At 39.6% G+C, this 11,937-nt stretch carries 9 protein-coding genes; 6 read left to right on the plus strand and 3 right to left on the minus strand.

Features of this window, described 5'->3' with window-relative positions; all coding sequences use genetic code 11:
* Positions 1-970: 970 nt before the first annotated feature.
* Positions 971-1,174, minus strand: coding sequence for a cold shock protein CspC (gene cspC, locus D4T97_RS20250; protein ID WP_126052600.1), 204 nt, complete (start codon positions 1,172-1,174; stop codon positions 971-973).
* Positions 1,175-1,588: 414 nt separating this feature from the next.
* Between cspC and D4T97_RS20255 the strand changes: the two genes are divergently transcribed.
* From D4T97_RS20255 to D4T97_RS20640, 4 genes are all read left to right on the plus strand, one after another.
* Positions 1,589-1,966 (plus strand): SET domain-containing protein, encoded by a 378-nt coding sequence (locus D4T97_RS20255; RefSeq protein ID WP_126052601.1) that lies wholly within the window; start codon positions 1,589-1,591, stop codon positions 1,964-1,966.
* A gap of 54 nt (positions 1,967-2,020) precedes the next feature.
* Entirely contained in the window at positions 2,021-2,230 is a 210-nt protein-coding gene (locus D4T97_RS20855; protein WP_126052602.1) for a hypothetical protein, read from the plus strand.
* Between the two features lie 810 nt (positions 2,231-3,040).
* Positions 3,041-5,107, plus strand: a complete 2,067-nt coding sequence (locus tag D4T97_RS20265; protein ID WP_126052603.1) for a thioredoxin domain-containing protein — start codon at positions 3,041-3,043, stop codon at positions 5,105-5,107.
* The gene (locus tag D4T97_RS20640; RefSeq protein ID WP_164525671.1) at positions 5,101-5,271 is read left to right on the plus strand and encodes a hypothetical protein; all 171 of its coding nucleotides are present in this window, start codon (positions 5,101-5,103) and stop codon (positions 5,269-5,271) included. The genes D4T97_RS20265 and D4T97_RS20640 overlap by 7 nt, the downstream gene beginning before the upstream one ends.
* A gap of 169 nt (positions 5,272-5,440) precedes the next feature.
* On the opposite strand, the gene D4T97_RS20270 is transcribed toward D4T97_RS20640, so the two are convergent.
* Both D4T97_RS20270 and D4T97_RS20275 read right to left on the minus strand, forming a co-directional pair.
* Positions 5,441-6,709, minus strand: a complete 1,269-nt coding sequence (locus tag D4T97_RS20270; protein ID WP_126052604.1) for an MFS transporter — start codon at positions 6,707-6,709, stop codon at positions 5,441-5,443.
* 80 nt (positions 6,710-6,789) lie between these two features.
* Entirely contained in the window at positions 6,790-7,263 is a 474-nt protein-coding gene (locus tag D4T97_RS20275) for an Hsp20/alpha crystallin family protein (RefSeq protein ID WP_126052605.1), read from the minus strand.
* A gap of 394 nt (positions 7,264-7,657) precedes the next feature.
* Between D4T97_RS20275 and D4T97_RS20280 the strand changes: the two genes are divergently transcribed.
* Together D4T97_RS20280 and odhB are read left to right on the plus strand one after the other, a co-directional pair.
* Complete coding sequence (locus tag D4T97_RS20280; RefSeq protein WP_126052606.1) at positions 7,658-10,501, plus strand: 2-oxoglutarate dehydrogenase E1 component; 2,844 nt, start codon at positions 7,658-7,660, stop codon at positions 10,499-10,501.
* A gap of 39 nt (positions 10,502-10,540) precedes the next feature.
* Positions 10,541-11,809, plus strand: coding sequence for a 2-oxoglutarate dehydrogenase complex dihydrolipoyllysine-residue succinyltransferase (odhB, locus tag D4T97_RS20285; RefSeq protein WP_126052607.1), 1,269 nt, complete (start codon positions 10,541-10,543; stop codon positions 11,807-11,809).
* Positions 11,810-11,937 lie beyond the last annotated feature (128 nt).

The raw sequence follows: 11,937 nt of genomic DNA on the forward strand, positions 1-11,937 counted from the left end.
GTATTAAGCCGGCCGACTCTTTAATAATATATTGGAGCATGTCGAATTCGATTGGACAGAATGTCTGGTAGAAACGAGGATTTTAATTAAGTAAAAATAGGCTGTTAACCTATTGTAGTATCTCTGATATCACAGTAAACTCAAATTAAGCTTGTTAATGAGAATTCCCTTTTAATTATTTGCACTACAATCTTTAGCGGTTTCCTATCTATGCCTGCAATTCAGCAGGCTTTTTCTATTCAAGAAAAAAAGCCCCTCAAAAGAGAGGGGAGGTGCAAATGTTAATGGAGGGCATTATACATTATTGGCTGTTTACTTCTATTTAACCCCTCAACTTTTTAAGCAATTGCATATTTTGAGCTTCTGCACCGATGTAATTCTTAATGTCGTGTTTGGCTGAGAGTTTTTTTCCGATTAGCAAAGCCCGGTCAGTGCCGGGGTTTTGCTTGTTATAAAAACACCCTTCGAGTAAGAGGTTGTTTTTAGTCATTCAACTCTTTATATAACATAGGTCTTAAAAACATAAGTAAGTCTAGCATAGGTTGGTAAACACCAATTGGAAACCCCTTGGATATGGTCTGTTGAGACAGTTTAATCCAAGGGGTTTTTGTTTCATAAAATAAAGTTATTTAAAAACTAAAACCATGTTATTCCATTAAAGGGCCAGATTGTTGAACAAGAAAATGGAGATTGTGAAGAACTGTACTTAAACTAACGGGCAGGGTAGTGAAAAAAGAAAGAATAAAATGTAGTTGTATTCGAAAAGAAAAATAAATAACCTTATACATTCCGCATATTGTTAATCCTGTATGTTATACTGTAAACAAACCTTTGAAGCTTTAAATCTTTTACCATTACCTGTACCATCTCCCTACTCGAACGTTGAGTAGGGTTTTTTATTGAGTATTATACAGAGAACATAAAAAAACAGGCCCTAATTAAAGAGCCTGTTTGTAAAAACGATTTAAGATTAAGCAGCTTTTTGAACGTTAGCAGCTTGAGGTCCACGAGCACCTTGCTCAACGTCAAACGTTACTTTTTGACCTTCGTCTAAAGATTTGAAGCCGTCACTTTGGATTGCAGAGAAGTGTACGAATACATCGTCTCCATTTTCACGTTCGATAAAGCCAAAACCTTTTTCTGCATTAAACCATTTAACTGTACCTTGTTCCATTTTTGTTGCCTCCCAGTGCGTTACCACACATTGTATTACTATTATTGCCCAAAGTATCATCAAGATGAAAAATTGATATTCATACTATCCTTTACACCGAACAAAAATAATTCTTCTTTATCATATCAAGTAACGGAAAAAATTGCAAATTATTGGAATTATGACCATTCTAATTAAGCTATCATTGTTGAACTAACGGGTGCATTACTGATGCAACGGTCATGCTATTTTTCTTCTTCAAGGGCAGGGTAGTTAAATAAAAATGTATCTTTTGGTATTATGCAAAAGGTCATGGAAAGTAGTTAGCAAGTACATGAGACTATTGGAGAGTCTCTTTTTTAAATAAAAAGAGCTCAATGTACAAATTAATGTTACAGTTAGAAAGAATATCTTAAAAGTGGGTAGGCGAACAAAATGATTGAGATAAAAACATCTCCACTAAGTGGTGGAGAATTCAATAGAGGCGTATTTGCTACATGTGATATCAAAAAAGGAGAGCTTTTACATGAAGCACCTGTAATTTCTTATCCAAACAACCAGCATCAATACATTGAGCAAACCATACTTGCTGATTACGCTTTTGAGTATGGGATAAATCATTCCGCGATTCTTCTTGGTTATGGAATGTTGTTTAACCATTCTTATGAACCTAATGCAATTTATGAGATTAATTTTAGAAATCACACATTTGACTTCTATGCTTTCACAGATATAAAGGCAGGAGATGAAGTGCTAATCAATTATAATGGCGATGTTGATGACAAAGATCGACTGTGGTTTAATCAGAACTAAACTTTGATCGAAAATACTTATCTTGTTTATAATCAGCGATGGAGGTGTAGGAGAATGAATAAACGATGGACAATCGATAAAATTAAAGAATTTGTTGAGAAAAATTCGGAAAGTAAGTTGCTAACGACGGAATATCACGGTTTTTCTCAAAAGTTACTATTTCAATGTGCATGTGGTAGCAATTTTGAAAAAACATTTACGAAATTTAAAAATAATCTCCAGCGAAAATGTGACGCGTGCCAACCGCCAAAACCCTCACGCTAAGTGTACAGCGAATAAACGAAGAGTGCCGATTTCTATTAAATAGAAGTTGGCGTTATTTTTATTTTATAGGAATAATATGATGGATGATGAGTTACTGAATAAAATATCTATTTGTGAAACAATGTACTTAAGCTAACGGGGGCTTTACTTGAAAAACGTTGAACTACTTGAGGCTCTTTTTCTTATTGAACTAAAGGGCAGGTTAGTTTAACAATGTGTTATATGAAAGAGGCCATTGATTTAAGGCGGATGATGAATTACCGTATAAATATTTCAAGCAACAAATACCAAACATCTACAATTCTACATATAAAAAATAGTAGTGCCACCAATGAAGTGGTCTGCACTACTAAACTTAGAATATTTTATGGATAAATTACACTTTTTACTTCGTCAAATGGAATGTCAACTACTCCACTTACTGGAATACAGCCCTCAGCATAGATAGTGTATATTTATTACGAATACATAGAATATGAAGAAATTCACTTAAAGTAACGGGTGTTTTAGTTTAACAACGATCCTCAACAATCGGGCGCGATTGTTAAATAAGAGTATGCCAGAAAACAATTCCACACTATTTTCCGATTACCCAATTAAAATAGAAATTATACGATTTTATTTCCATAACGTGTCAATCCCCAAAGTGTTTATGTATGTATCCAAAATAATTTAATAAAGGTGTTTTTTCCCTTTTCTAAAATGAATTTTTTATGATTGTTTATGAAGGGTAAAGTTAAACTAAGGGAAAAAAGGGGATAATGCCCCTGAACGGATACAAAAAATAACAGAAAAAGGGCTGTTTTAAATATGCAATCTTTTTTATCGGAGGATCGCTACTCAATAGAATATAATTGGCTGATTATGTCCAAGTCACCATATTTGCAGCAGCATAAAAGAAATCCTGTCAACTGGCTGGAATGGTCGCCTGAAGCGTTTGAAAAGGCGAAAAGGGAAGACAAGCCAATTTTTCTTTCTATTGGTTACTCCACCTGCCATTGGTGTCATGTGATGGAGAGGGAGTCGTTTGAAGATCCCAATGTCGCCGAACTCTTGAATAAATATTATGTGCCTATCAAAGTCGACAGGGAAGAGCGCCCTGATGTGGATTCAATTTATATGAATGTGTGTCAAATGATTACGGGAGAAGGAGGATGGCCGTTAAATGTCTTTTTGACACCTGGACAAAAGCCGTTTTATGCGGGAACTTATTTTCCACGGGAGAGCAAGTATGGAAGGCCGGGGATGCAGGATATCCTTCCGCAACTACATGAGCAATATGAGAATCAACATGAGCGGATCAGTGGAATTGCTGAAAAGATAACTGAAGGGCTGAATGAGTATGCATCCGGTACAGGGAAGCAGGGAATAGATGAGAATGTTGTCCACCAGGCGTATGAACAAATATCGGAACAATTTGATGAAGAATTTGGGGGATTCGGGCGCGAACCCAAATTTCCGATGCCGCATCAAGTCATGTTCTTATTAAGCTATTATGCTTGGACCGGGAAAGAGCGCGCGTTGATGATGGCAGAAAAAACGCTACACTCCATTGCCGATGGAGGGATTTACGACCAAATTGGCGGCGGCTTTGCACGTTATTCTACCGACCGTATATGGCTTGTTCCCCATTTTGAGAAAATGCTTTATGAGAATGCTCTGCTAATATATGTCATTTCGGATTTTTATTTGATAACGAAAGAGAAACGATGGAGAGATCTTATCAAAGAAACCTTTGCTTTTATCAAAAGGGAAATGACCGGTCCGGAGGGGGCCTTTTATTCGGCAATTGATGCAGACAGCGACGGCGTTGAAGGGAAATATTACGTATGGGACAGGGATGAAGTGGGTAACATCCTTGGCGAAGAAAAAGGCAGGATTTTCTGTGAACTATACGACATTACCGGGGATGGAAACTTCAAAGGAAAAAGCATCCCGAATTTGATTCAAAATGAAATTGAGTCTGTTGCAAAGTTTGAAGGATTCAACCCGGATGAATTGAATCGGATGATCGAAGAATCAAAAATGAAGCTGCTTTCTGCCCGGGAACGCCGCACATACCCGCATTTAGATGACAAAGTCCTGACCAGCTGGAATGCTCTTATGATTGCCGCTTTGGCCAAAGCCGGGTCTGCTTTCGATGAAGATAAGTATATCCATGCAGCAGAAAAGGCACTGGCTTTCATAGAGGAAAAACTCTGGCTGAATGAAGGGTTATTTTCACGATATCGTGAAGGAGAGGTAAAATTCCATGCATATTTTGACGATTGCTCCTACTTGCTTTGGGCGTATATAGAATTATATGAATCAACCCAGAAAATTAAGTATTTGACAAAAGCAGAGGAAATAACAGAAGTAATGAATGAGCAATTTTGGGATAAGGAACATGGCGGATATTATTTTACAAGTAGCAAAGGAGAGGCATTAATAATTAGGGAAAAGCAGATTTTTGATCAAGCCCAGCCATCAGGAAATAGCGTTGCATCCTTCCAACTATGGAGGCTGGCTAAAATGACCGGCAAGGAAGAACTTCAGAAAAGGGTTGACGGTCTTTTGACAGCTTTCGGAAAAGAAATCAGCCAATATCCCAGCGGACCTATATATATGCTGCAGGCTGTAATGGCCCAATATGAAGGAGGCGAAGAGATTTTTGTTTCTGGAAATGACGAGTTTCAACGAAAAAGTTACAGAAAAAAGTACAATTCGGAATTTAAGCCGTTTAATACTCTTGTGGAAATTCAAGGAATAGAACAGGAATTATATAAGGAGTGGGAAGGAAAATTTATTGAAGACCAGCCTTTTGCACTTTTTAAATGTAAAAATTATTCGTGTTCCGGACCGGTTTTTTCATTGAAGGATGCACTTGATAAATGTTAGTAAAAAATGTGCCGCGTGAAAAAGTCCAGAAGGTCATTCCTGAAAGCATAAAGAAAGGCAGGTGGAAAACAACGTTTTTCCATTTGCCTTTTTTCCGATCTTTTCATGTAAACCACTCGGGAAGCAGTAAAATTGGACCGGGCATGAGTCTGTTTCGCGGTTGAAGCGGGAAACTCGGATGAGGTTCACCGACTGCTCCAATTTCTTCTGATGTAATGATGATCGGGGGCCGTGTACCTGTACCGTTCCGAAGAAAGCTACAGTGTTTATATATCCACCCTAAGGCCCCATATAAAATCTACTTTCGCTCCTACAAGCCTACAGCCAGGCCCTTCACTCAAGTGCGGGATTCGTTCCAATGACTTTTTTATCTTTTTCAGGCTTAATTGCCATGAATGCAAGTAATGCTGCAACTATACTCAATGCTAAGAGCATTAAGAACATACCTTTATTTCCCTGCTTCATCATAATGGCAATGACCGGCGGTCCTGCAGCCACTCCTGCAAATCGCATGGAACTAAAAATCGAAGTGATCGTCCCGCGCATTTCTTTATCAATGCTTTGTGTCAAAATGGCATCTAGACAGGGAAGTGCGGCTCCAATTCCAGCTCCGCATAATGTGAAGACGAGAATTAAAAAAATGAATTTTTTTGACAAAAAGGCAGTTGCAACCATACTTCCCATAAGAATAATGCCAAAGAAAGAAGTCCATTTCATCCTTGCCAGACTATCCTTGATCCATTTCCCTGACGAAAATGAAGAAATACACAAGGCTGCTAATGGTATTGCCAGAAGGAGACCTTTTTTGATTCCTCGATATCCGTAATCATCTTCAAAAATGGAGGATAAGTAAAATAGCATGCCAAATAGAACAAACATAAGGATAGCCCCGATGATGAATACGGCCATGAGCCAACGCCAATGTTCGGAAAAAATCTGTTTAGTATTTTTGATGAATCGTCCAAAGGAGAGCTCGTGTTGGTCATCCTTGGGTTTTTTTACGAGGAACATAATTAGAAACACTGAAATAAGCGAAAAAACGGGTATTGATAAAAAAGGCAGAAACCAAAAGATTCCGGCTAGGAACGAACCCAGAATAGGGCTTAATACTTTACCGAATGTGTTGGATGTTTCAACTACTCCCAGCGTTGCGCTAACATCTTTATCCCTCTTGAACATATCCCCGATTAGCGGAAGTACAATAGGGAAGGCTCCCGCCGCACCAATTCCTTGGAGTATTCTTCCGATAAGGATAAGAAAATAGGCTGAATCCATCTTCCATGCCGCCCATCCAGAAATAAGTCCACCAACTCCGGCAATAATCAAAGATGGGACTATAACGATTTTTCTTCCATATTTATCTGATAAAAAACCTGCAATAGGGATTAACAAAATGGCCACTAGGGAATAGACAGTGATGATAAGACTTGATTGCAGTTTTGTAATATTTAATTTTTTTTCCATTAAAGGCAAAACTGGAATTAGCATGGAATTGCCGAGTGTCATGATAAGCGGAATGGATGCAATGGATATGATTGACCATTTTTTTTCTGTCAATTCGTTTTCTTGACGGCCAAAATCCAATTTTTCAAATGTAGTCATGCCTTTTCCTTTCAATTGCGTATTATCAGAGGTTAATATGTCACTGTTTCCGTTTTTTATCACAACATTTGTTTTCCAAGTTATAGTTTTTCCGAAATGTCCACTTCGGTATATTGCAAATCAACACTTTTGGGGATTTTCACTTCAAGAATAAGGTCTTTTACTAAAGCGGTGGCCCCTTTTCTTTTTACAATGCAAGGAAGGGTAATTGTATGCCTATCACCCATCTGAAAGAAATTTTCAATGATGGCCTGATTGGATGTGTGAAAAAATTTTAAGTGTTTCTGCTGTTCTTCGTTTTGAAGTTTTATACGGATGAAAACAAAATCAAAAGTTTCGAAAACTGCTGCATCCAACTTTTCGTGATTCCCTGTTTGTTCCGAAGAGGTGGAGGTAAAGGGGCTTGTTTTTTCATTTTCAGCCGAGTTTTCCCACTGGGAGGGGATGTATTTTTTTATCATGTCATTTACATATGATTGGATGTCATCCGGTTTCATTTGTTCCGTCATTTTTTTAAAGTCATCATTAAAAGGAAATTTTCCCCATGGAAACACTCAACCACCCCCTTTAATAAATCGTAATAGTATATGCGTGACGTGGAAAACTCGCAACAAAACAGGCTGGCCGTCAAAAGAAACGGGAAAAAAGCAATATGTTTGAATTTTTCTTGAAGAGTAGTAAGATTGTATATGGAAAAATTGACACAAATATGTAACAGGATAGTGATTTTTATGAACGTAAGCGTATAAAACATCATTATGATGCATATTTTTGATCAATTTTGTCTAAAAAACGACATTTATCTTTTACTTAATTCTATGCAGTGATAAAATGGAGTTGCACTTGAGGTTTGGATTAGATTGACTCGGTTTTTTTGGCCGGCCATAGAAAAATATATCAGCCGGTTTAAAAATATATTAAGAGCTTCATGATGGAGGTTTTTAGCAAATGAGCAGACAAGCGTCTTATCAAGAATCGCCTTGGGCACAATTTTCTGGGCCGAATCTTGGCTATGTAATGGAGTTGTATGAACAATACCTCAAAGATCCAGATAGTGTCGATGCTGAAATGAAAGCAGCATTTGATCAATGGGGTGCACCGGCGACGGCCAAGCAGGTTGAAACGACTGAAGGGCAGGCTGATGTATCCTTCCAAATGCCTGCGACGCACAACCGGCTTAGCAAGCTCGTTGCCGCTGTAAAATATGCGGATAATATTCGTACATACGGGCACCTGATCGCGGATATTAACCCTATTCGCAGGAAGGACAAAAACACTAGAAGGCTTGAGCTTTCTGAATATAATTTGACTGAAGAAGATTTGAAGCAAATTCCTGCTTCGTTTATTTCTCCGAATGCTCCATCAAATTTAAAAGACGGTCTGGATGCAATCAATCATTTAAAAGATGTATATACAAAAAAACTTGCATTTGAATATAACCATGTCCATGAATTGGATGAAAGGAACTGGCTCCAACAAAAAATCGAGGAAGGCAGTTACTATGTAGAACTAAGTAAAGAAAAAAAGATCAACTTATTGACCCGTCTTGCAGAGGTAGAGGGGTTTGAAAAGTTCATCCACCGCACTTTTGTCGGACAAAAACGTTTTTCCGTAGAAGGTTTGGAAACGCTCATTCCATTAATGGATGAAATCATAAGCCACGCAGTAGAAACCGGTACCAGGACAGTCAATATTGGAATGGCACACCGCGGACGTTTAAATGTTTTAGCTCATGTCCTTCAAAAGCCATATAAATTGATTTTTTCTGAATTCCAGCATGCACCTAATAAGGAACTAATCCCCTCGGAAGGATCGATCGGGATCACATACGGCTGGACGGGAGATGTTAAATATCACCTTGGAGCCGACAGGAAATTGAAGCGCGGTACAACGGCTACCACAAGAATCACACTTGCCAACAACCCGAGCCACCTTGAAGTCATCAATCCGATTGTGGACGGATTTACACGCGCCGCTCAGGAAGACCGTAAGATATCAGGCTATCCTAAACAAGACATGGACAACTGCCTAGCTATAGTTGTTCATGGGGATGCCGCATTCCCTGGTGAGGGAATTGTGCAGGAAACCCTAAATATGGGCCGTTTGAAGGGCTACAACACTGGAGGCTCCATCCATATCATTGCCAACAATATGATTGGATTTACCACGGAAAGCAGTGATTCACGTTCGACATTGTATGCCTCTGATGTAGCAAAAGGCTTTGAAGTTCCTATCGTGCACGTTAATGCCGATGATCCGGAAGCTGTCTTGGCCGCGGCTGTTTTGGCCCATGAATACCGCCAGGCATTTCATAAAGACTTTATTATTGATTTGGTCGGTTATCGCCGTTTTGGCCATAATGAAATGGATGAGCCGATGGTCACGAATCCGCTAATGTACAATATCATTAAGAAGCATTCTACTTCCAAAGAGATTTATGCGGAACAATTAATCCAGGAGGGGCTTTTGACAAAAGAGGAAGTCCAGAAGAATGATCTGGAAATACAATCTAATTTACAAAAAGCGTATGATAATTTACCGAAAGTTGAAGGCAATCCTGATATTGTAATGAATCCTCCTGAAAACGTTATAAAACTTCCTGAAATGGATACTGCAGTAAATATTGATGATTTGGAGACGATTAATCGGGAATTAATAACGTGGCCGGAAGATTTCAACGTTTTTCCAAGGCTTGAAAGAATTTTAAAAAGAAGAGCAGATGTTATAAAAGATAATGGGAAAATTGATTGGGCACATGCGGAAGCCTTGGCCTTTGCCTCGATCCTAAGAGATGGTACACCGCTAAGAATGACAGGCCAAGATTCCCAACGCGGTACTTTTGCACAAAGAAACCTTGTGCTTCATGATATTAAAACCGGTGAAGAGTATATCCCGATGCACCACTTATCAGGGGTTGAATCTTCGTTCGCATTATATAACAGTCCGCTCACTGAAGCTGGTGTAGTAGGATTTGAATATGGCTATAATGTCTTTGCTCCGGAAACTTTGGTTATATGGGAAGCTCAGTTTGGTGATTTTGCCAACATGGCACAAGTTTATTTTGATCAATTTATTTCCTCCGGAAGGGCCAAGTGGGGACAGAAATCCGGGTTGGTCATGCTCTTGCCGCATGGTTATGAGGGACAGGGTCCTGAGCACTCAAGCGGACGTGTAGAAAGATTCTTGCAAAGCGCAGCAGAGCACAACTGGATTGTTGCCAACTTGTCTAATGCAGCGCAATATTTCCATATTTTAAGAAGGCAAGCGGCAATTTTGAACAAAGATGAGGTTAAACCTTTGGTAATCATGACACCTAAGAGCCTGTTGCGACATCCTCTGGCTTCGGTAGAAGCAAGTGATTTGGCGGAAGGATCCTTCCAGTCAGTCATTGAGCAGAAAGGCTTGGGAGAAAATTATGAAGCGGTCGAAAGAGTTGCACTATGCAGCGGTAAAATAGCAATAGACCTTGAAGAGCATCTGAAAGATGAAAAAGACGTTGACTGGCTCCATATTTTAAGAGTCGAGGAGCTTTATCCATTCCCGAAAAATGAAATTGCAAACATTTTATCCCGATACCCGAATCTGAAGGAGATTGTCTGGGTGCAAGAGGAGCCTAAAAATATGGGCGGCTGGCTGCATGTCATTTCCTATATAAGAGACATAAGGCCGGAAGGTGTAGATATTAGATATGAAGGACGCCGTAGACGATCAAGTCCATCGGAAGGTGATCCTAGAGCCCATAGAAAAGCCCAAAGCCGTATCGTACAATCAGTATTTACTAGATCTGAATGATTTTTGAATTCATGTGCAATTATTAGAGGAGGATTTAAAGTGGCCGAAATTAAAGTACCTGAACTTGCAGAATCTATCATGGAAGGGACAATCGCGCAATGGTTAAAAAAACCTGGCGATTATGTTGAAAAAGGGGAATACATTGTTGAGCTTGAGACTGACAAAGTAAATGTGGAAATCATCTCAGAAGAAGCAGGAGTACTTAAAGAGTTGAAAGCAGATGAAGGAGAGACTGTTAACGTTGGTGATGTGATTGCAGTTGTTGAAGAAGGTGCATCAGCGTCTGATACGGCCGCTGACTCTGCACCAAGTCAAGAACAGCCTTCAGCAGCAGAAGAGACGAAAGCAAACCAGCCAGAAATTGCTCAGCCTGCCGCGCAACAGGTGGAAAAACAAGCGGAAGAAACAAAAGATCGCCCAATCGCTTCCCCGGCTGCACGTAAGCTGGCCCGAGAAAAAGGCATTGATTTAACATCAGTCCCGACAGTCGATCCGCTCGGGAGGGTACGTAAACAGGATGTCGAATCCTATTCAAATCAACCACAACAGCAGGCAGCACCTGCTCCACAAGCAAAACCTGCTGCTACTGTACAGGATGAGCCAGGCAAACCAATTGAGCGTGTAAGACTTTCCCGCCGCCGCCAAACGATAGCAAAAAGGCTTGTTGAAGTACAACAAACTGCTGCTATGTTGACTACATTTAATGAAATCGATATGACTGCAATTATGGAATTACGGAAACGGAAAAAAGACAAGTTTTATGAGGAACATGATGTGAAGCTTGGGTTCATGTCATTCTTTACAAAAGCAGTTGTAGCGGCATTAAAGAAATTCCCTGCTGTCAATTCAGAGCTGCAGGACGACGAGCTTGTATTAAAGAAATTCTATGACATAGGTGTAGCTGTTTCTACAGATGAAGGTCTTGTAGTTCCAGTCATTCGCGATTGCGATCGGAAAAACTTTGCAGAAATTGAGGATGATATCCTCAAGGTTGCCAAGAAAGCGCGAGACAATAAGTTGGCATTGAGCGATCTGCAAGGAGGAACATTTACAATCACAAATGGAGGAGTATTTGGTTCCCTTTTATCCACACCGATTTTGAACGGTACCCAGGTAGGTATTTTGGGAATGCATACGATACAGACACGTCCAGTGGCGATTGACGCGGAAAGAATGGAAAACCGTCCGATGATGTATGTGGCACTTTCATACGACCATCGTGTCATTGATGGGAAAGAAGCGGTAGGATTCCTGGTCACAGTTAAAAAACTTCTTGAAAATCCAGAAGATCTACTTCTTGAAGGATAAAAATAAAATATCAATGGGCCTGGCCAAAATGCCCATTAGGTAAAAGCAGGTGGAAACGATGTGAAGTGACCCCGAAAAGTTAGACATATTTTTTATTAAGCAACTTTCAAGGTCTGAACTCGGTATTC

It is taken from the genome of Siminovitchia acidinfaciens, from assembly GCF_003605385.1.
Taxonomy (GTDB): domain Bacteria; phylum Bacillota; class Bacilli; order Bacillales; family Bacillaceae_C; genus Siminovitchia; species Siminovitchia acidinfaciens.

Excerpts from the sequence above, each read along its gene's own strand:
- D4T97_RS20255 (WP_126052601.1), top strand. The coding sequence starts at position 1,589 with ATGATTGAGATAAAAACATCTCCACTAAGTGGTGGAGAATTCAATAGA.
- D4T97_RS20280 (WP_126052606.1), top strand. The coding sequence starts at position 7,658 with ATGAGCAGACAAGCGTCTTATCAAGAATCGCCTTGGGCACAATTTTCT.
- D4T97_RS20265 (WP_126052603.1), top strand. The coding sequence starts at position 3,041 with ATGCAATCTTTTTTATCGGAGGATCGCTACTCAATAGAATATAATTGG.
- cspC (WP_126052600.1), bottom strand. The coding sequence starts at position 1,174 with ATGGAACAAGGTACAGTTAAATGGTTTAATGCAGAAAAAGGTTTTGGC.
- D4T97_RS20270 (WP_126052604.1), bottom strand. The coding sequence starts at position 6,709 with ATGACTACATTTGAAAAATTGGATTTTGGCCGTCAAGAAAACGAATTG.
- D4T97_RS20855 (WP_126052602.1), top strand. The coding sequence starts at position 2,021 with ATGAATAAACGATGGACAATCGATAAAATTAAAGAATTTGTTGAGAAA.
- D4T97_RS20640 (WP_164525671.1), top strand. The coding sequence starts at position 5,101 with ATGTTAGTAAAAAATGTGCCGCGTGAAAAAGTCCAGAAGGTCATTCCT.